The sequence below is a fragment of the Gilliamella sp. B3172 genome (assembly GCF_026536465.1).
Classification (GTDB): domain Bacteria; phylum Pseudomonadota; class Gammaproteobacteria; order Enterobacterales; family Orbaceae; genus Gilliamella.
Map to the genome: position 1 here is coordinate 39,844 of NZ_JAFNOA010000003.1, position 21,659 is coordinate 61,502.

Consider the following 21,659-nt stretch of genomic DNA (forward strand, 5'->3'; position numbering starts at 1 on the left):
ATGTTATAAATTTTTCAAAAAAAATGATATATTCTACATAATTAGTTGATTATAAAATATATTTTTTTGCGTAGTACAAAACGATTTTCTTACTTGTTGCAATTCAACTATTTTACGATTTATGTATTTTAGCTGATTATAATTGATAAAATACAAATATTGAAAAAAATTGTGATGCTATATAGATTAATTATTTGTATTTTATGAATTTATTCACTGTTACATGAAAATATTTCAACTATATGTCATGTTCGACAATCTCAACCAATACCTTTAAGATAAATGGCATTTATTTAATCCATAATGATTTATTTTTATATTTCAGATCAAGTTCATGGCTAAACCATCTGCCATTTAATACTTCAGCGATTAAAGTCTTTTTAACCTTTGCATCGATTGACTGATCGTTATCCATTTGATTAAGCACATCTTGATAGTTCCATTTTTGCTCTCCCATGTAAATTTGGGCTTGCTGTCTATCGGCGTTAAGGTAAAGCAACGATTGATTTTTAGCTGTCCAATTTTCCCAATAAATTAGATCATCGCCGTTAGGGTTGCCGTGATGAATAAAGTTATGCAGATATTGTTTAAATATCATGCTCAGTTGCTGAGCGCCTTTAGTCTCAAATGCATTGCCAATTATCTTTTCATAATTATCTGAAGAATGATCCATTAATGGGATGAAAACACCATGAAAAGCGCCAAATATTCCCATAGGCAAGCCAACAGTATTTTGATCCTCGCCATATTTTATTGTCACGCCAAAAATATTGGCTGGGTAAAATGGTGCCATTTTGTTAGCTGAGTCGGTAACATTAAATAGTTCATAAAGACGACTGCCATATTTATTGGCAAATTGAAATTCAGCTGACGCTTTGGTGGTCAATGAACCGGCTTCTTGACTAAAATAAGGGGACGATTGTGCAAATAGTGAAAACTCGCCAGTACCAGTAAGCATAATTAACGGGACACTATTGTAGTGTTGAGTATTAAAACCGTCTTTAGGGATCACATAGCCGTCATTGTATAAATGTGGAAAAACACTCATTCTTATACCGGCATTTCCCATTAGCGCAACAAGCCGATCGGATGAGATGCTATAGAGGTATTTTTTGACTTCAGATTGATTGGTTAACAACCATTGATAAGCTTGTTCTTCAGTTGGTTTAATTTTATCTTCAACCACCAGTGGGGCGATAGCTTTGGCAAACACTTTGATACTATCGTCTTTATCTGCGACCGTCATCCCGCCACTAAATGAAATAGCTTGTTGAAATTTATCTTTAAAGATAGGGGAAATTAACATTGCCATTACATCTCGTCCACCCGCTGAAAAGCCTGAGACGGTAATATTATTCGGATCGCCGCCAAATTGCGCAATATTTTGTTTTATCCAATCTAATGATTTTGCTATATCAAGTAGCGCATAGTTACCTGAATCTTCTAATTTATCGCCGGTTTGTAAGGCTGGAAGCGGGTTAAATCCCAATGGTCCTAAACGGTAATTAATTGACACAAAAATGGCATCAAGATCGGTTACCAGCGTGTTGCCAGTCATTTCAATGGCGGTGCCAATTTGGTTATTTCCGCCGTGTATATAAACCAGTACAGGTAAATTATTTTTATGATTATTAGGGCGATAGATATTAAGGTTTAAGCTATCATCAGAACCTATTATATTATTGTCTTTAAGTTGCATGGCAACTTGACCGGCTTTGGTTGCATCAAATACGCCGTTCCAATGTTCAACATCAACCGGTTTTTTCCACCTTAACTCGCCGGTTGGGGATTTGGCATAAGGTATGCCCGTCCATTGAATGACATTATTAATTTGGTCATAATGCCCTTGGATTAAGCCATATTGTGTTTTGATAAGCGTTGAATCAGCAGTTGTTGGTGTAGTGATGTTTTCATTATGGCTAGGAAGCGAGTTTTCTTGACTAAAGCCAACCATTGGTGTTGCCAGCGTAATTAGACCCAGAAAAGCGAGAGTAGTTTTAAACTTATAGAATGATGTTTTCATACATTTCCCTTGTGTATTAATAAAAAGCCATTAATGTGAAATAGTTAATGTTAAAAATTAGAGAGAAGTGTATTCATATTACGAAATAAAGTATGACGAAATTACTCTTAATCTAACAAGCTCATATTTCTAAACGTGATAGAAATTAATACTATTTTGTTTATAAATCTAATAATTGTAGTAACAGTATTCGGTATATTTTTCTATAACTTGTATTAATGTCAACAATCATGATTGAAAAATTAGACTTGAGTCATAAAATCTCTTTTGCTAACTGCTTTAACTGCATCAAATTAGCTTATCATGGTGTTGAGTGCTTTTCTGATAAATCCTTTATTTTCCGATAACCGTTTTTTGGCCTCAATCACATCAAGATCGGCCAAAATCATTAAAATTGCTGTTTTGCAATGCTGTTCACTTTGTTGCAAAGCCAAAATGGCGGTTTGGCGATCACATTGTGTTGCTTGCCTAACAATTGCTATTTGCCGTTCGATAAGTTTAGCATTAGTTGCTTCAACATCGACCATTAAATTACCATAAACTTTACCGATTTTAATCATGCTGGCGGTGGTGAGCATATTAAGGACGAGTTTTTGGGCTGTGCCGGCTTTCATTCTTGATGAGCCAGTAATCACTTCAGGCCCAACAATGGGGGTAATGGCAATATCAGCTAAATCTATCATTGGCGCTTTGGCATTACAGCAAAGGCTAATGACAGTTGCACCTAGTGTTTTGGCGTATTGCATTCCACCGATGACATAAGGTGTGCGCCCACTAGCTGCAATCCCAACTAAAATATCATTGGCCGAAAATTGAATATCGGTTAAGTCGGTAACTGCCAGCTCCGGTTTGTCTTCAGCGTTTTCAACTGCTTTAAAAATGGCTGGTTTACCGCCCGCAATTAAGCCTATGACTTGTTGAGGTGGCGTGCCATAAGTTGGTGGGCATTCACTGGCGTCTAAAATGCCAAGCCGGCCAGAAGTGCCGGCACCAATATAGATAAGTCTGCCATTATTTAAAAATGCATGACTGATTGCATCGACAGCTTTTGCGATGTTAGCAAGCTGCTTTTCAACCGCTAGCGCAACTTGCTTATCTTCATTATTAATGATGCTGAGAATTTCAAGCGTGGAACATTGATCGATGTGTTCACTGTTAGGGTTTTGATTCTCAGTCATCATATCGCCAAGATTAATGTTTTGCATGCTTTTTTAATCCTATCCATAAAAAGAGTATGACAATGGCAACTAAACTGCCGAAGCCGACACCTATTGCAATAACGGGTAATTTCATGGCGACCGCTAAAGTATAAAGCCCTAGCATAATCATCATAGCACTATTTTGACTTAAGTTTTGGATTGAAACAACACTACCGGCACCAATTAACTCTTTCCCCATTTTTTGAATTAACGCATTAAGTGGCACGATAAAAAATCCGCCTAAAGCGCCAATTAGAATCAGTAAAATATACGATGAAATAATATTACTTTGTAAGGTGAATGCTATAACGGTCAGTCCCATTACTATTCCTGCCGGAATACAACGCAGGGTATTTTTCATCGAGATACACATACTTGCCAGCCCGGCGCCAATAACAATACCGATAGCCACAACTGCATTAAGGTTAGTCGGTGTGGCATTATCTTCAATACCTAATACGATTGGTACCCAAGCGATTAACAGGAAACGTAGCGTAATTCCGGCACCCCAAAATAGACTGGTACAACATAGTGTGTATAAGGTTTGTTTATTGGTGAAAACCACAGTAATGGTTTTAACAAAATCTTGCAATATGCTGATAAATTTCCATTCAATATTTTTTCTTGCGGCCGGAAGTTTTGGTATGAAAATATTGGCAACCACGGCCAGTCCATACATCAAAACACAAGTGAGCAGGGAGGCAATAATACTCATATCTGCAATATGCCCGCCAGCCAGTGAACCGAGTAGAATTGCGGCAATTGTCGATGACTCAATCAAACCATTGGCTTTCACCAGATTATCGCCGGTAGTTAGCTCGCCCAAAATACCATATTTCGCCGGGGAGTAGGTTGCGGCGCCAATTCCCACTAAAAAATAGCCGACAAAAGGGGTAATATCTAAACAGATACAACCGGCACCAATTAGCTTGATTGAATTTGCAATCATCATTGCTCTGCCTTTGGACATGCTGTCGGCAAACTGACCGACAAAAGGCGAAAGAATGATAAATGGGACGACAAAACTGATTTGCAGTGCTGATTGGCTCCATTCGGGATAATGAAGATTTTTAATATAAGCGAGAATGGCAAAAAAGATCGCATTATCGGCAAAAGCTGAAAAAAACTGCGCCAGCATGGTTGCGACCATGCCTTTGCTTAATAAGGAATAGTGATTCATGCGTAATCCTTTCGGTTATTCGTCAGCCATTTTTCGGAGTGTGATAAAATCAATTTTACCCGTTCCGAGTAGCGGCAACCCTTTAACAACACGAATATCACGTGCAATGGCTAATGCCGGAATACCCAATTGTTGCGCTGCTTGACTAAGCAGATCACGACTTAACTTATTTGAAGTGGTAAACAGGACTATCGCTTCGCCTTTTGCTGAATCCGGTTTGACCGTTGCACCATGCATGGCATCGGGGTCAACTTTTTTCGCTAATGCTTCAACGCTTTCTAATGAGACCATTTCACCGGCTATTTTGGCAAATCTTTTTAGTCTTCCTTTGATAGTAATGAATCCTTCATTGTCAATGTTGACGATATCGCCAGTATCATACCAGCCTTCTTCTAATTGACCATTTTGATCAGCTGCCGCAGGCGTGATTAACTGACCGGGAGTTTCAACCCGTAAGTAACCTTTCATGACATTCGGGCCTTTTACTTGTAACTCACCGCCGTCATTGATGCCCGGCACAGGAATCAATCTTGAAACCATACCCGGCATTAAGCGTCCAACAGTGCCATTTTTAAATGCCATAGGGACATTTAACGCAACAACCGGCGCACATTCGGTTACGCCATAACCTTCTAAAATACGAATGCCGTATTTATCTTTCCATTGTTCACGTACTGATTCCGGTAGTTTTTCTGCCCCGGCAACCACATAGCGCAAACGCATAAAATCATAAGGGTGTGCATAACGAGCGTAATTAGCTAAAAATGTTGGTGTTCCAAATAAAACGGTACAGTTTTGGTCGTAAATGATTTCCGGTACCATTCGGTAATGCAATGGGTTAGGGTATAAAAACGTTCGACTACCGGAAAACAGTGGTAAAAATAGTCCGGCTGTGATGCCAAAAGCATGAAACAGCGGTAAAGCTGACATAAATCTATCGGCCGGCGTGGGATCGATGACGGTACGAATTTGCTCAACATTGGCGAGCAAACTGCCATGAGTGTGTACAACCCCTTTAGGATTGCCTTCAGACCCGGAGGTAAACAGTACTAACGCTTCATCGTCACTCGATTGAGGATGCGCTACTAAGCGTGGAATATATTGAAAAATAAAAGTATAAAGTTTATCCGAAAGTGTTAAGCTTTTGCTTAAATCTTCAAGAAAACACCACTTAACCCCTTTGATTTCATCGAGTAGATAATCAAGTTTGCCCTTTTTAATAAATTTACGTGATGTAATAATCGTTTTAATTTCTGCCGCTGTGATAGCACAGGTTAACCCTTTAGTGCCCGCGGTATAATTAAGCATTGCAGGCGTACGATTTTTTACCGATAAACCAAAAAAGGTTGCCACCGTAATTGTTGCGTTAGGCAATAATAGTCCCACCCGCTCTTGCGGAGCGGTAAATTTTGCTACGATGCGACTGATACCGATAATTTGTTTAAATAAGTGACGGAAAGAGGCTTCATGCGTGGTTGGATCTTGCACCATACGGGTTTTAACGCCATAACGCACTTGAGCTTCAAGCAGGGCTTCAAATAGGGTTAACTTAGGACGGCTTGCCATTCGGGCATTCATCATAATTTGATGTAGCTTTTCACCGGCAATATAGCGGCGTTCACTGGCAGTTGCGGCATCCGGCATTGGAATAGTAGTAGGTTCGAGTACATGTATGGTTATTTTCGGAAACAAGCGACGCTTAAATAACCCTTTTAAGCGACTAGTTAAGGTAAATTCTGCACCTTCAATCCAAACCGGTACAACGGTCGCTTGTGAACGGGCAGCAACAAAAGCGGCACCGTCGTAAATTTTCATTAATGAGCCTGTGATTGTAATGCGACCTTCAGGGAAAATCACAATAGGTCGGCCTTTTTCAATTTCACGGACTAATCGTTTAATCGCCATAGGATTTAAGGGATCCATGGGGACAAAATCAACATAGCGTTTGGCAAAACGAACTAACCAATGATTAATATACCCAGCATAAATTGCAAACACCGGTCTTACAGGTAAAAATACGCCGATTAAAATGCCGTCTAGGAAGGAAACATGGTTAGGAGTGATGAGGAGTCTTTCTTGCTTTAAGTTATTTAGATTACCATTAAGTTTGACATGGAATAATATCTTTAAAAAAAACTTTAATATTTTAAAAACCATTTGAATTCTCAATTACCGTACAAAATTGTACCAGGTAATAATAGTGAAAATCTATCCAATATACAAGAACTTTGATTTTTATGATTTTATTTATAATTAAATCATTCGTTGCGCTGTTTTGCTTAGTATTGTTACTCACTAACATAGACAACAGATATCAAAAAAGTAAAATAACGGATAACAACATATAAGGAATCATCATGTTAATTTTAACCGCAAAAGATATACAACAATGTTATAGCATGAAAGAGGCTATAGCGGCTGATAAACAGGCTTTAAAAATTTATACGCAGGGAAACAGTGAAGTGCCATTACGTATAAATTTTGATATGCAAAATGGTCAATGTTTATTTATGCCTGCACATATTAAAGATAACGATGTAGTTGGTATAAAAATTGTTTCGGTTTTTCCCAATAACCCTAAATTGGGTAAACCGTCGGTGCCAGCACAAGTACTTATGATCGATCCGAAAACTGGCGAAGTATGCGCAATGTTAGACGGCACTTATGTGACACAATTACGTACTGGCGCAGTTCAAGGGGCGGCGACAGATCTGCTAGCTAAAAAAGAGGCTAAGCGAGCGGTGTTAATAGGTACCGGTGGGCAAGCGATTTCTCAGTTAGAAGCCATGTTAACAGTGCGTCCTCTTACTGATGTGGCTATTTATGATATTGATACCAATAAAGCTAAACAATTTACCGAAGAGATGAAACAACGATTTGCCCACTTTCCGGCTCATCTCTATTTCTCACAAGATCTTGATTCAGATATTAGCCGGGCAGATATTATTACTTCAGTTACCACTTCCAACACTGCTACTTTTAATGGTGAAAAGGTGAAATCCGGTGCACACATTAATGGTGTTGGCGCTTATACGCCTAAGATGCATGAAATACCGGAGAGCGTTGTTAAACAAGCTGATATTCGTGTATTAGATACTAAAGATGGCGTGTTTGCTGAGGCGGGTGATATTATTGATCCGATTAACCAACAATTAGTGACAAAAGATGACTTTTTTGAATTGGGTGATTTAGTTATCGATCCGCAAAAATGTCGTGTAAACGATCAGCAAATTACCCTGTTTAAAACAGTGGGCACAGCAGTATTAGATGTTTATGTCGGTTACGATATTTATCTAAAAGCTAAACAACAGGGAATCGGTACTCAAATTTAAGCGTATCAAGCACATTAAGCCAAAATAGATTTGAGGCAATCAATCAAACTTAATGTGCGTTTAAGCTTAACTTTAGCTTTGCAGCTCTTGTTTTTGTGAGCGTCCAAGTAAGGTCATGGCAGCTTGTTTAGGGTCTTTGCCTTCATAAAGAATTTTATAGATTTGTTCGGTGATAGGCATATCGACATGATATTTTTGTGCAAGCATCCAAACTTCTTTGGTGTTTTTGCATCCTTCAACAACTTGAGCAATGATATCTTGCGCTTGTTTAATCGTTTTATTTTGTCCGAGTAAAATCCCAAAACGACGATTACGAGATTGGTTATCTGTGCAGGTGAGAACTAAGTCGCCTAAACCAGCCATCCCCATAAAAGTTGCTGGATCTGCGCCGAGCGCTGCGCCTAGGCGCATCATTTCTGCCAGTCCACGAGTGATCAAAGCCGTTCTTGCATTTGCACCAAAGCCTAGTCCGTCAGATAAGCCTGCGCCGATAGCAATAACGTTCTTAATTGCGCCACCAAGTTGCACACCAATAAAGTCTTTACTGCTATAAACCCGAAAACTTTTACTACAGTGGAATAGATTTTGTAGTTCAGTTAAAAACTGATCATCGGTAGAAGCAACTGTCACTGCCGTTGGCAAGCCAGATGCAACTTCTTTAGCAAAGGTCGGACCCGATATGACAGCAAGGGGAATTTTATCACCCAGAATCTCTCTTGCGACATCTTGCAGTAGCCTGCCGGTATCAACTTCAAGTCCTTTGGTTGCCCAAACGATTTTACTGTCTTTTCGTAAAAATGGTTTAATTTGTTTAAGAATGTTACCAAATGCATGACTAGGTACTACGATAAGTAAAATAGGGGACGCAGCAACTGCCGTGCCAAGGTCACTTTCAATATACAGTAAGTCAGGAAAAGGGATATCAGGCAAAAATTGATTATTTTGCCTGTCATGCTGCAAAATGGCCATTTTATCAGGGTTATGCCCCCATAATAATGTTCGATGACCATTTCGTGCTAGTAATATCGCCAGCGAAGTGCCATATGAACCCGCACCAATTACTGTCACAGCAGCATCTTTTTTCATAAATGATCCAATTAAGTATTTAGTTAACTTTAAAACAATAATTATTGTAAAGTATCTGAAGACTCATTTTCAGCTTGTTGTTGTTGCTGTTGTTGTTGAAGATAGTTCAAATACAATGCTTCAAAATTGACTGGTTCTAAGTTAACTTGTGGGAATGTCCCTTTATTCACTAAACTTGCCACCACTTCACGTGCATATGGGAATAAAATATTTGGACAATAAGCACCAAGACAATGTTGAATTTGACCTTCTTCAAAGCCAATTAATGAAAATATCCCAGATTGAGTGACTTCACAAATATACACAACTTCTTCTTGTTGTTTCACGGTAATGGTGACTCTGAGTGATACTTCAAAAACACTATCACTTAGTGTTTGTGAAGATGAATTAAGTTCTAAATTCATCTCTGGTTGCCATTGTTTAGTAAAAATTTCTGGCACGTTGTTTGTTTCGAAAGAAACATCTTTGGTATAAATTCGTTGAATAGCAAATTGTGTTTCAGCTTGTTGTGTATTGTTTTGTTCTGTCATGATAAAACCTTATTTTGAAATGATATTATATTATTTTTTTACTAATGGTAGATTTTCGCCATTCCACCCAGCAATGCCGTCTTTTAACGTAAATACGTTTAAAAAACCTTGTTTGACAAGAAGTTCACCAATACTTGATGATGATAAACCATTCTCGTCAACTAAAATTATGAGATTTTCTTTAAATTTATCAATTGTTTTTGCATTCGCATTTTTGATATCAATCGGTAAGATATTGTGTGATTGAGTGATATGCCCTTTTTTGAAGCTATCAGCTGAACGAATATCGATAATAACCGCATCGAGCTTATTGATCATATTAATCGCTTGGGCGTTATTAATGATTTTTACTTTTGATAATTTACTTTTAACTGTTAATACGATGATTGCAATAAATAGGACAATCCAACCTAAAGATAGTAAAAGGTGATTTTTAATAAAAGGTATAATTTCGAGAGTAATAAAGTCCATACTTGTATATTTACCTGAATTTTTCAATATAAGAAGAGATTATAACGATATTATGCACTGAAATATAGTACCAATAAGAAAATCTTGTAAACACAAAATAATATTTATTGAGATTTATAAAGTCGGATAATGCAAATAAAACAATTTATTATTTTAGTGCTTTTGTTCAATATTGCTCAGCTTTAATTTAACCAAGAGTGAAGATTCAAGCAAAATCTACCCATTAAATAAGCAAAATGGCACAATTGCGCTCAATTTTGGTGCGTAATCAATCTTGTTTTGCTTTATTTTGGTGCATGGGTTTCATTTGTGTTATCATCGATCCATTAAATTCACCGAAATAAGGCATTTTAAAAAGTGGCATTATATTTGCATATAGTTTAGCAACTTATAAACCTTTGGCAACAATGCCTTACGAACTGAACAATTATTTGTCCTTAATGGAGAAGATTCATGTCTATACAAAAAGTGTTAACACTAATTAAAGAAAACGATGTTAAATTTGTCGATTTACGTTTTACTGATACAAAAGGTAAAGAGCAACACGTTACGATACCAGTTAGTCAAATTGATGCTGATTTCTTTGAAGACGGTAAGATGTTTGACGGCTCATCAATCGCAGGTTGGAAAGGTATTAATGAATCAGACATGGTATTAATGCCAGATGCTTCAAGTGCCGTTATCGATCCATTTTTTGAAGATGTGACATTAAATCTCCGTTGTGACGTATTAGAACCAGCAACGCTACAAGGTTATGATCGCGATCCACGTTCAATCGCTAAACGTGCTGAAGAGTTTTTGAAATCTTCAGGCATTGCCGACACCGTTATTTTTGGACCAGAACCGGAATTCTTCCTATTTGATGACGTTCGTTTTGGAACGCCAATGTCGGGTAGTTTTGTTCATATTGATGATATTGAAGCGGCTTGGAACTCAGGGACTAAATACGAAGAAGGCAATAAAGGGCACCGTCCGGGCGTTAAAGGTGGTTACTTCCCACTTCCGCCAGTTGATTCATCGCAAGATATTCGTTCTGAAATGTGTTTAATTATGGAACAACTTGGCTTAGTTGTTGAAGCGCATCACCATGAAGTGGCAACAGCCGGACAAAACGAAATTGCTTGTCGCTTTAATACGCTAACTAAGAAAGCTGATGAAGTACAAATTTATAAATATGTGGTACAAAATGTCGCGCATGCTTATGGTAAAACCGCAACATTTATGCCAAAACCGATGTTTGGCGATAATGGTTCAGGTATGCACTGCCACCAATCTTTAGCCAAAGATGGGGTTAACTTATTTGCAGGTGATAAATATGCTGGCCTTTCAGAAATGGCATTATTCTATATCGGCGGTATCATTAAACATGCTAAGGCTATCAATGCGTTTACTAACCCTGCGACTAACTCATATAAACGTTTAGTACCGGGTTATGAAGCACCCGTTATGCTTGCCTATTCTGCTCGTAACCGTTCTGCTTCAATTCGTATTCCGGTTGTGACTAGCCCGAAAGCACGCCGTATTGAAGTTCGTTTCCCTGATCCAGCCGGTAATCCATATTTATCATTTGCTGCTCAGTTAATGGCTGGTTTAGACGGTATCATTAACAAAATTCATCCGGGCGATGCAATGGATAAAAACTTATATGATTTACCACCGGAAGAATCTAAATTAATTCCTCAAGTAGCAGGTTCATTGGAAGAAGCGCTTAATGCATTAGATGCCGATCGTGAATTTTTAACACGTGGTAATGTATTTACGAATGATACGATTGATGCTTATATTGATTTAAAACGTCAAGACGTTGATCGTGTACGTATGACTCCACATCCTGTCGAATTTGAGCTTTACTATAGTTTATAACGTTAATGTTGATAACATTATCGTCTATCAGCTATTTGATAAAAATTAATCCACCGCTTACAGGCGGTGGTTTTAAATGAGGACGGAAATCCTGCGATGACATTTGATAATGAATCTGATGCTAATCTTGTTCTCGATTCGATGATTACAAGTATTTTGTTACTTGATAAACAACTCCATATTCGTTATGCCAATACAGCAGCTCAGCAGCTTTTAGCGCAAAGCACGAAAAAATTATTAGATAGCTATCTGCCCGATCTATTGGGTTACTTTTCGTTGGATATTGATTTGATGCAAAATGCTTTAGATCAAAATCAAGGTTTTACCGATAATGAAGTCAACTTAGTGATTAACGATGAATTACATATTTTATCGTTAACCGCTCAACTCCTACCTAATGGGCAAATTTTGCTCGAAATGGCGCCATTAAATAATCATAAACGATTGAGTCAAGAGCAATTACAGCAAGCGCAGCAGAGTGCGGCTCGTGATCTAATCCGTGGGCTTGCTCATGAAATTAAAAATCCTTTAGGTGGCCTACGCGGCGCCGCTCAGTTATTATCTCGCCAGTTACCGAAAAACGAGCTACAAGATTATACTAAGATTATTATTGAACAAGCGGATAGATTAAGAAACCTTGTCGATCGGTTGTTAGGTCCTCAGCAACGATTACTACAACAAGAGCAAAATATTCATAAAGCTATTGAACGAATCTATGCACTATTGTGCCTTGAAAAGCCGGACAATGTACAAATTTTGCGTGATTACGATCCAAGCCTACCGGATTTAATTCATGATTCCGAACAGATAGAACAGGTTGTTTTAAATATTGTTCGTAATGCTTTGCAAGCAATTGGTGCAAAAACCGGCACAATTACTATCAGAACCAGAACCGCTTTTCAAGTGACTATACATGGCCAGCGTTATCGGCTATGTGCACGCATTGATATTGAAGATAATGGACCGGGAGTGCCAATGCATATTCAAGATACCCTTTTCTATCCTATGGTAAGTGGTTACGAAGGGGGTACCGGCATCGGGCTTTCAATTGCGCATAATATTGTGGATCAACATCATGGCAAAATTGAGTTCAATAGTTGGCCGGGTCATACAGAGTTTTCAATTTATTTGCCAATCAAACAATGAGGTAAATGATAATGAATGTTTGGATTGTTGATGATGATAGTTCGATTCGTTGGGTATTAGAAAAAGCGCTGACTAATGCGCATTTTCATTGCGTCAGCTTTTCCAGCGGGCAAGCAGTCATCGATGCTTTAGTCAATCATCCCCAAAAACCAGCAGTTTTAATATCCGATATAAAAATGCCCGGAATTGACGGACTAACGTTACTGCACCACATAAAGGAGCAGATGCCTAATTTACCGGTGATTATTATGACGGCACATTCGGATTTAGATGCGGCTGTTAATGCTTATCAACGTGGCGCTTATGATTATATCCCTAAACCTTTTGATGTTGATGAAGTTATTCAATTGGTTGAACGAGCTATTTTACAAAATCAGAGCAATAATTCCCCGCATACCACTACGGTTAAAGCATCGACCGGTATTATTGGTGAAGCACCTTCAATGCAGGAAGTGTTTCGTATTATTGGGCGGTTATCTAAATCCTCAATTAGTGTTCTTATTAATGGGGAATCAGGAACAGGTAAAGAGCTGGTCGCTAAAGCGTTACATACCCATAGCCCACGTGCGCAATCGCCATTTATTGCACTTAATATGGCGGCCATTCCAAAAGATCTGATTGAATCTGAACTTTTTGGGCACGAAAAGGGTGCTTTTACTGGTGCGGCACAAATCAGACATGGGCGATTTGAACAAGCCAATGGCGGTACGCTATTTTTAGATGAAATCGGCGATATGCCATTAGATGTACAAACCCGATTATTAAGAGTACTTGCGGACGGGCAATTTTATCGAATTGGTGGTTATTCACCAATTAAAGTTGATGTGAGAATTATTGCTGCTACGCATCAAGACTTACAAGCTCGAGTTAGAGAAGGTAAATTCCGGGAAGATCTGTTTCATCGACTCAATGTAATTCGTATTTTATTGCCACCATTACGTGATCGCTCTCAAGATATTCCAAAACTTGCCGAGCATTTTTTGCATACCACAGCTCAAGAATTAGGGGTTGAAAGTAAAGTATTAAGTCCGCAGGCACTTGAAATTTTATGCCTGTTTAATTGGCCAGGTAATGTAAGACAGCTCGAAAACGTTTGCCGGTGGGTGACTGTTATGTCTTCAAGTAAAGAGATACTGGTTCAGGATTTACCTGCTGAATTGCTTCATCCATGCACAGCTAATATTAGCGAACCAAATGAAATATCGCCCCCTGTGATGTCGGTATCTAATTCGGACTGGCAACATGAGTTAGAAAATTGGGCTAAACAAGCTTTAGTCGCAGGTAAGACAGGAATATTAACCGAAGCTGTTGCAGATGTTGAGCGTATCTTATTAAATTGCGCACTAAATTTTACCCGAGGTCATAAACAAGATGCTGCTAATTTATTAGGTTGGGGGCGCAATACTTTAACCCGAAAATTAAAAGAGTTATCCAATGAAAATGATCGTGGTGCACACTGATGAATATATAAATTTTTTATTATAATGTTTTGCAATAGATATGATTTCTCCTTATTTAACGTTAATTTTACATATTCTTTGAAGTTTATTGAACACTGAGTTGTTTTTAGATACAATTTAATGATAATGATTATTATTTATCATTTAGTTTGTTTTATCTAAACAAGTCAATAGGAGTTCATATGTATTCATTTATCAAAGTTAAAATTACAGTGCTGTTTGCTGTATTGCTGTTAGTTGTTGGGTGCGATAATAATAAGAATAACCAAAAAACAGATTATTCCAATATCGATGTTTGGAAAGATGCTCTGATAATTAAACACGCTCAAGGCGAAACATCGTTTGAGTATGCTCCCAAAAAAGTCGCTGTTTTTAACATTGCAACGCTTGATATTATTGATGCATTAAATATTCCAGTCACAGCTGTGCCACAATCAGATGTCCATTTACCTGATTTCTTATCTAAATATAGTGATAAGTCCTATACTAACATTGGGACTTTGTTTGAGCCAAATTATGAAGTACTTAGCTCTATCAATCCTGACTTAATTATAGCAGGTGGACGAGCAACTGATGCCTATCCAAAATTGGAAAAATTAGCAAAAACAATCTCCTTAGATATCGATTCCAATAATTTCTTAGCGAGTTTAACTGAGCGAACTCGTCAATTAGGTTGGATTTTTGAAAAAGAGAAAGAAGCATCTAAATTGATTGAAGACTTTAATCAAAAAATAGAACAACTAAAACCAAAAACAAGTACAGCTGGTTCGGCGTTAATGATTATGGTTAATGGTGGCAAAATGTCAGCTTATGGTCCAAAATCTCGTTTTGGCTTTGTGTTTGATGTTTTAGGTTTCAAGCCGGCAGCTGTTTTCCAAGAAGCAGGCCGTCATGGTAATTCGATCACCAGTGAATTTGTTTTGAGTGTTGACCCGCAGTGGATATTTGTTATAGACCGTGATAGTGCCATTGGTAATAAAGAAGCGTTATCCGCACAACAAGTTTTAAATAATGAATTGATCCAAAAAACTGCCGCATGGAAAAATAATCATATTGTTTATCTGGATTCAACATCAATGTATATTGCTGGTGGTATTCAAACTTATAGTCGATTGATGGATCAAATAGAAGAAGCGTTGCAAAAAACATCAACGAATAATTAAAGTATGATTAAATCGTTTTATTTTATGACAGCCATTGTCTTTTTAATGGTAATGGTTGTCGTAAGTCTGTTTATTGGTGCAGGGAATGTCACATTATCAGAACTCTGGACTGACAGTAACATGCGAGAAATCTTCTTTGTTAGCCGACTCCCTCGAACACTAGCATTATTATTAGCAGGTAGTGCAATGAGTGTGGCTGGCTTGATTATGCAGTTGCTCACTCAAAATCGATTTGTTGAACCCTCCCTTGTCGGTACGACGCAAGCGGCAAGTTTAGGATTGTTGGTAATGATGGTCTTTGCGCCTGCTGCTAGCGTCATGATCAAAATGGTTGTTGCAAGCCTATTTGCTTTATTCGGTACGCTGATTTTTATGTATATTTCCCGGAAAATTATGTATAAATCTGCACTTATGGTACCACTTATTGGCATTATGCTTGGGGCTGTGATTAGCGCAATTACCACTTTCTTCGCAATGTATTTTGATTTATTGCAGTCTCTTGCCGGGTGGGAATCGGGTGATTTTTCCGGAATTTTACAAGGACGATATGAACTCTTATGGTTAGTTGGGGGACTAACGTTGCTAGCTTGTTGGAATGCCGATCAGTTCACGGTGGTCGGTTTAGGGCGTGATTTTTCGGTAAATGTTGGTCTCAATTATCGCCGGGTGATGTTAATTGGCCTTATTGTTATCGCACTTATCGGGGGAATTGTTGTCGTTGTTGTTGGCGTATTGCCATTTTTAGGATTGATTGTCCCCAATATTGTAAGCTTATTAATGGGGGACAATGTCCGTAAAACGATTCCATGGATTTGCCTTTTGGGCAGTGGATTAGTGTTAATATGTGACATTATTGGGCGTGTTATCCGATATCCATTCGAAATTCCTGTGAGTGTTATCCTTGGTGTTATAGGTGCAGTTATCTTTTTAGTTTTATTGAGTCAAAAACGTCATGTCCGTTAATCTAAATCGTCAGTTTTCCAGCGCAAAACGGGTGATAATACTGTTAGTTCTCGCTCTAGTTTGCATTACTTGCTTTATGACCATTAATTTGAAAGGAAACATCAACTATATTCTCATGCATCGAACATGGATTATGTTAACCATGATTTTAGTTGCGTTTTCAGCGTCAACCTCAACGTTACTTTTCCAAACCCTAACCAATAATCGAATATTAACGCCATCGATAATGGGGTTTGAATCATTGTTTGTTTTAATTCAAACTATAATCATATTTTTTATTGATATTCAAGGCATCCCTTTTATTGGCGTAATAGGAAAATTTATATTTGAATCTTTAGTCTTGATTTTCTTTTCACTCTTTTTATATCAAGGCTTATTAACTAAACTTAAGCAAAATCTTCATTTGGTGCTATTAATTGGTATTGTTCTAGGCACACTATTTCGTAGTTTTTCCAATTTATTACAGCGATTAATGACACCGACAGAATTTGCTGTATTGCAAAGCCGCATTTTTGCGACCTTTACTCGAGCGGAACCAGTGTTAATTCTATTTTCGCTAGCTATCGTAACCGTAATTGGGCTGGTTTTGTGGCAAATGCGCTATCGATTTGATGTGTTAGCATTAGGGCGTGATAATGCCATTAGTTTAGGCCTCGATTATCAAAAAAATGTCTCGATAATCTTATTACTTGTATCAATTTTAGTTGCAATCTCTACTGCGCTGGTTGGACCATTTACTTTTTTAGGTCTGCTGATTGCAAATTTAGCCTATAGCGTAAGTGGATCTAGCCAACATCGTTACTTACTACCAACAGCCTTTTTATTAGGCATTATTTTTCTTGTAGGAGGACAAATGTTTTTAGAGCGGGTGCTAAATATGGTCGGTGCGCTATCGATTGTTATTGAGTTTATTGGAGGCACTTTATTTATCTTCTTATTATTGAAAAAGGTGCCAAAGTGATTGAAATTAACAATATCAGTAAAAATTACCAATCAATTTCAGTATTAAAAAATGTCAATGCCACTATAACCCAAGGCGGCATTACGACAATCATTGGTCCCAATGGTGCAGGCAAATCGACATTACTTTCAATAATAAGCCGTCTGCTATTGGCTGACGAAGGCGAAGTAAAAATTCAAAATATGAATGTGGTTGATACACCTAGTGATAAACTTGCTACTTACTTATCTGTATTAAGACAAGAAAATCGCTTTACCAGTCGGCTGACCGTCTTTGACCTTGTCGGTTTTGGCCGTTATCCCTATTCTAAAGGGCGCTTAAATGCTAATGACTATCAGCATATTCATCGTGCTCTCGAGTTTTTAAATCTGACTGAATATAAAGATCGTTTTTTAGATGAACTCTCTGGCGGACAACGGCAACGTGCTTATGTTGCTATGGTACTTTGTCAAGATACGGAGTATGTTTTGCTTGATGAACCGCTAAACAATCTTGATATGAAACACGCAGTTTCGATGATGAAACAGTTACGGCGAGCGGCTGATGAGCTGGGTAAAACCATTGTGATTGTTATTCATGATATCAATTTTGCATCGGTTTATTCAGACTATATTTTAGCGATGAAAGAGGGCAAATTGATTTATCAAGGCGAGCCAAAACAGATTATGGATGCGGCGATATTAGAAGAGATCTTTGATACTCCCGTTAAAATTGAGAATGTGCATGATCAAAATATTGCTATCTATTATTAGTTAATTTGATCAATTATCTTAGGTGTTGGTTAAAGTAACCATTTGTAATATCGACACTATTTTTTGTTTGTTAACATTGCCAATCATCGCATAAACAATACGGTCGATGTTTACAATGTAAGTTGATTTAGGTTAAATTACTAACAGTTTTTTGATTGAGAAAGTTTAATGAAATTAGAACAAATTGCTTTGCTAGCAGGTGTATCAAGAACAACTGCCAGCTATGTAATTAATGGAAAAGCAAAGAAGTATCGGGTAAGTGATAAAACCATTGAAAAAGTTATGGCGGTTGTAAAAGAGCATAACTATCAACCTAATGCGGTAGCGGCAGGATTAAGAGCAGGTAAAACACGCACAATTGGTATCATTATTCCCGATTTAGAAAATAATAGTTATACCCGAATAGCAAATTATCTAGAGCAACTTGTTCGAAAAGAGGGTTATCAGCTACTGCTTTCATGTTCGGAAGATAATCCTGAAATTGAAAAAGAGTGTGTTAAACACCTTAGACAACGCCGTGTTGATGCCTTAGTCATCTCATCTGCTTTCGTGTCTGATGATGATTATACTTTTTATGATGACTGGCAAAATAATGAAATGCCATTATTTGCGCTCGATAGAACATTATCGGCAGACCACTTTAGAAATATTGTTGGGGCTGATAAAGAAGATTCAAAGATGTTAGCGCAAACATTTAATCAATTTGTGAAGGGTAATATTGTTTATATTGGCGCATCACCAAATTTATCTGTAAGCCAGCTTCGTATGGCAGGTTTTAAAGATATTACGCAAGACCACTGTAATAGGGTTGATTTTTTATGCGTAAATAATTATAGTCGGCACGACGCAGCGCTAACATTTAGTCGCTGGCTGGAAACAAATAAGATACCAGATGGTATTTTTTCAACCTCTTTTTCATTACTGCAAGGCGCAATTGATGCGATATTGAAAAAGTTAGGTCATCTACCAGAAAATTTAACTATTGCAACATTTGGCGATAATGAATTACTGGATTTTTTACCTTGTAAAGTGATAGCGCTTTCTCAAGATCATAAAGCAGTATCCAAAGTAACTATTGAGTTATTATTAAATAGTTTACAGAAAAAACAGTACCAACCGGGTACTACTGTTATACCAAGACGGTTAATCTATCGTGGTAGCTTTAGTCGGGATGGTAGCTTTAAGAATTAAAAGCTGTTTGAATTTTTAACAAAAATCAGATCTAGATCACAGATTAATTATTAATAGAAATAAAATATTTGATAATTAATAAGTTTGTATTCATTATTGCTGAAACGATTCAATATGATTCAATTATGGATTTAGAATTACTGAGTTATTTTAGTAGATCTAACATTTTAACCCCGAGGTATTTATTATATGTTTCATTTAGTTAAAGAAAATATTCATTTAAATGAACAAGCACCCAATAAAACAGAAGCAATAAAACAAATTGCAGCAGCCTTAACTAACGCCGGTTATGTGGAAGAAGGGTATGTTAATGGTATGCTTGAACGGGAAGAGCAAGCTGCAACTTATCTGGGTATCGGTATTGCTATTCCTCATGGTACAACTAAAACCCGCCATTTAGTTAAAAAAACAGGCGTACAAGTGTTTTGTTTCCCTGAAGGTGTTGTATGGGGCGATGATGGTGAAAAGGCTTACTTAGCTATTGGTATTGCGGCAAGTTCTGATGAACATCTCGAACTATTGCGTCAACTGACTCATGTTCTGGGTGCTGACGGTGTTGAAGAACGAATTAAAAATATTCAATCTGCCGATGATGCGATTGCCATTTTGACCGGTAAAGAGAGTTCACAAGATAGCCAAATTAGTATTAATCATGATTGTGTCTTATTAGATATTACCGCCGACAGCCTAGCGACATTACAAGCATTAAATGCTTCACGCTTAAAACAACAAAATGCCGTTAATGCATCTTTTATTGCCAATGTGCTTGATAACAAACCTAATTATTTAGGCAGTGGTGTTTGGTTAAATGATAGCAAAGAAGGTAACTTAAAAAATGCGATTGCAATTAGTCGCACAGTCAGTGATCTGAGTCAAGACGGTAACCCTGTAAAATTATTAATCACAATGTCAGCAACTGATGATAGCGTGTGTGAAATTATTGCTAATATTGCAACGTTGACCTTTAACCAAAAATTGGATCAACTATTGTCGGCTAATATTGATACGCTTAATCATCTTCTGGTAGCAGGTGGTGAAGGGGTTGCTTGTGATAATACTCAAGCAGAATCAGCCGTTAGTCAAAATCAAGCAACCACGACTGAAACCAGTGGTGAAACGTTAACGCGTGATTTTATTGTACCAAATGAAAACGGTTTACATACCCGTCCTTCGTCAGTACTGGTTAAACTTGTCAAAGAGTTTAACAGCAAAGTTACAGTGGCAAATCTCGACGGTAAAGGTGAAGCGGTTAGCGCAACCAGTCTTATGAAAATTGTCGCTTTGGGTGCTAAAAAAGGTAGCCGATTAAGATTTACCGCTGTGGGTGATGATGCCCAACAAGCCCTTGATGCAATTGGTCAAGCAATTGAAAGTGGTTTAGGCGAGGGCGTTTAGTGATGACATATCGTGTTGCAACTATTACCTTAAATCCCGCTTATGATCTTTTGGGATTTTGTCCCAAAGTGGAACTTGGTGATGTGAACCTTGTTCAAACTAATGCTTTACTTGCCGCTGGCAAAGGCATTAATGTCGCTAAAGTATTATCTGATTTAGATGTTAAATTGACCGTTGGTGGCTTTTTAGGTAAAGAAAATCGTGATGGCTTTAATTTGTTATTCAAATCCTTAAATGTGGTCGACAAATTCCAAACGATTGAAGGCCGTACTCGTATCAATGTTAAATTGACCGAAGAAAATAGTGAAGTGACGGATCTTAATTTTTCCGGCTTTACTATCAGCGAAAATGACTGGCAACTGTTTGTGAAAAGCTCGCTTGAATGGTTGAAAGATATCGATATGGTGGCAATCAGTGGTAGTTTGCCAGCGGGCGTTTCGCTTGATAAGTTCACTGATTGGATGAAACAAGTCAAAGCCATTTGTCCAAAAATTGTGTTTGATAGCTCAAGAGATGCTTTGGTTGCCGGTTTAAAAGCCAAACCATGGTTAATTAAACCTAATGATAAAGAATTAGAAATGTGGGTAGGACGGAAATTAACCACCCTACCGGAAATCAAAACAGCTGCCATGGAACTTATTGATGGCGGTGTTGAGAACGTGGTAATTTCACTAGGAAGTAAAGGTGCTTTATGGGTAACAAAACACGAAGCATGGTTGGCAAAACCGCCTAAATGTCAGGTAGTTAGCACTGTTGGTGCTGGTGATTCTATGGTTGGTGGTTTAATGTATGGTCTGATGACTAATCAATCCATTAAAGACACCTTAGTATTTGCATCAAGTGTTGCCGCTTTATCAGTTGGACAAGCAGGAGTTGGTATATCTGACCGTCAAGCAGTCACTAACATGCTTTCAAAAATTGAAATAATTGCGGGATAGGAGTAT

At 37.8% G+C, this 21,659-nt stretch carries 18 protein-coding genes; 11 read left to right on the forward strand and 7 right to left on the reverse strand.

What is annotated here, in order from left to right; all coding sequences use genetic code 11:
- Positions 1-289: 289 nt before the first annotated feature.
- The 4 genes from J3U37_RS04865 to aas all read right to left on the reverse strand — a co-directional run bounded on the left by J3U37_RS04865 (position 290) and on the right by aas (position 6,559).
- On the reverse strand, positions 290-2,023 hold the full coding sequence (locus tag J3U37_RS04865; RefSeq protein ID WP_267373571.1) for a carboxylesterase family protein: 1,734 nt from the start codon (positions 2,021-2,023) through the stop codon (positions 290-292).
- Positions 2,024-2,316: 293 nt separating this feature from the next.
- Positions 2,317-3,228, reverse strand: a complete 912-nt coding sequence (gene murQ, locus J3U37_RS04870) for an N-acetylmuramic acid 6-phosphate etherase (RefSeq protein ID WP_267373573.1) — start codon at positions 3,226-3,228, stop codon at positions 2,317-2,319.
- Entirely contained in the window at positions 3,215-4,402 is a 1,188-nt protein-coding gene (gene lplT, locus J3U37_RS04875; protein WP_267373575.1) for a lysophospholipid transporter LplT, read from the reverse strand. The genes murQ and lplT overlap by 14 nt, the downstream gene beginning before the upstream one ends.
- Positions 4,403-4,417: 15 nt before the next feature.
- The gene (gene aas / locus J3U37_RS04880) at positions 4,418-6,559 is read right to left on the reverse strand and encodes a bifunctional acyl-ACP--phospholipid O-acyltransferase/long-chain-fatty-acid--ACP ligase (RefSeq protein ID WP_267373577.1); all 2,142 of its coding nucleotides are present in this window, start codon (positions 6,557-6,559) and stop codon (positions 4,418-4,420) included.
- 200 nt (positions 6,560-6,759) lie between these two features.
- Between aas and J3U37_RS04885 the strand changes: the two genes are divergently transcribed.
- A complete protein-coding gene (locus J3U37_RS04885) occupies positions 6,760-7,734 on the forward strand; it encodes a hypothetical protein (RefSeq protein WP_267335622.1) in 975 nt (324 codons plus the stop codon).
- 72 nt (positions 7,735-7,806) lie between these two features.
- Here the strand turns inward: J3U37_RS04885 and gpsA are convergent, their stop codons facing one another.
- Genes gpsA through J3U37_RS04900 form a run of 3 tightly spaced genes read right to left on the reverse strand, consistent with a single transcriptional unit; the run spans position 7,807 to position 9,821 of the window.
- Entirely contained in the window at positions 7,807-8,820 is a 1,014-nt protein-coding gene (gene gpsA / locus J3U37_RS04890; RefSeq protein ID WP_267329414.1) for an NAD(P)H-dependent glycerol-3-phosphate dehydrogenase, read from the reverse strand.
- Between the two features lie 41 nt (positions 8,821-8,861).
- Complete coding sequence (gene secB, locus J3U37_RS04895) at positions 8,862-9,350, reverse strand: protein-export chaperone SecB (RefSeq protein WP_220218877.1); 489 nt, start codon at positions 9,348-9,350, stop codon at positions 8,862-8,864.
- A 30-nt stretch (positions 9,351-9,380) separates the two neighbouring features.
- Positions 9,381-9,821: a rhodanese-like domain-containing protein gene (locus J3U37_RS04900; RefSeq protein WP_220218878.1), complete on the reverse strand. Its 441-nt coding sequence runs from the start codon at positions 9,819-9,821 to the stop codon at positions 9,381-9,383.
- Positions 9,822-10,274: 453 nt separating this feature from the next.
- On the opposite strand from J3U37_RS04900, the gene glnA reads away from it, so the two are divergent.
- The 10 genes from glnA (at position 10,275) to fruK (ending at position 21,653) form a co-directional block, all read left to right on the forward strand.
- Positions 10,275-11,684, forward strand: a complete 1,410-nt coding sequence (gene glnA / locus J3U37_RS04905) for a glutamate--ammonia ligase (RefSeq protein WP_220218879.1) — start codon at positions 10,275-10,277, stop codon at positions 11,682-11,684.
- Positions 11,685-11,780: 96 nt separating this feature from the next.
- A complete protein-coding gene (gene glnL, locus J3U37_RS04910) occupies positions 11,781-12,830 on the forward strand; it encodes a nitrogen regulation protein NR(II) (protein WP_220218880.1) in 1,050 nt (349 codons plus the stop codon).
- Between the two features lie 11 nt (positions 12,831-12,841).
- Entirely contained in the window at positions 12,842-14,290 is a 1,449-nt protein-coding gene (gene glnG, locus J3U37_RS04915) for a nitrogen regulation protein NR(I) (RefSeq protein ID WP_267373579.1), read from the forward strand.
- A gap of 182 nt (positions 14,291-14,472) precedes the next feature.
- Complete coding sequence (locus J3U37_RS04920) at positions 14,473-15,453, forward strand: siderophore ABC transporter substrate-binding protein (RefSeq protein ID WP_267373582.1); 981 nt, start codon at positions 14,473-14,475, stop codon at positions 15,451-15,453.
- 6 nt (positions 15,454-15,459) lie between these two features.
- On the forward strand, positions 15,460-16,416 hold the full coding sequence (locus J3U37_RS04925) for an ABC transporter permease (RefSeq protein ID WP_366518707.1): 957 nt from the start codon (positions 15,460-15,462) through the stop codon (positions 16,414-16,416).
- Positions 16,406-17,377, forward strand: a complete 972-nt coding sequence (locus tag J3U37_RS04930) for an iron chelate uptake ABC transporter family permease subunit (RefSeq protein WP_267373584.1) — start codon at positions 16,406-16,408, stop codon at positions 17,375-17,377. Before J3U37_RS04925 ends, J3U37_RS04930 begins: the two co-directional genes overlap by 11 nt.
- Complete coding sequence (locus tag J3U37_RS04935) at positions 17,374-18,129, forward strand: ABC transporter ATP-binding protein (RefSeq protein ID WP_267373585.1); 756 nt, start codon at positions 17,374-17,376, stop codon at positions 18,127-18,129. Before J3U37_RS04930 ends, J3U37_RS04935 begins: the two co-directional genes overlap by 4 nt.
- 168 nt (positions 18,130-18,297) lie before the next feature.
- Entirely contained in the window at positions 18,298-19,320 is a 1,023-nt protein-coding gene (gene cra, locus J3U37_RS04940; RefSeq protein ID WP_267329420.1) for a catabolite repressor/activator, read from the forward strand.
- Positions 19,321-19,509: 189 nt separating this feature from the next.
- Positions 19,510-20,715 (forward strand): fused PTS fructose transporter subunit IIA/HPr protein, encoded by a 1,206-nt coding sequence (fruB, locus tag J3U37_RS04945; protein ID WP_267373587.1) that lies wholly within the window; start codon positions 19,510-19,512, stop codon positions 20,713-20,715.
- A gap of 2 nt (positions 20,716-20,717) precedes the next feature.
- Positions 20,718-21,653 (forward strand): 1-phosphofructokinase, encoded by a 936-nt coding sequence (gene fruK / locus J3U37_RS04950; RefSeq protein ID WP_220218888.1) that lies wholly within the window; start codon positions 20,718-20,720, stop codon positions 21,651-21,653.
- The last annotated feature ends 6 nt before the right edge of the window (positions 21,654-21,659 follow it).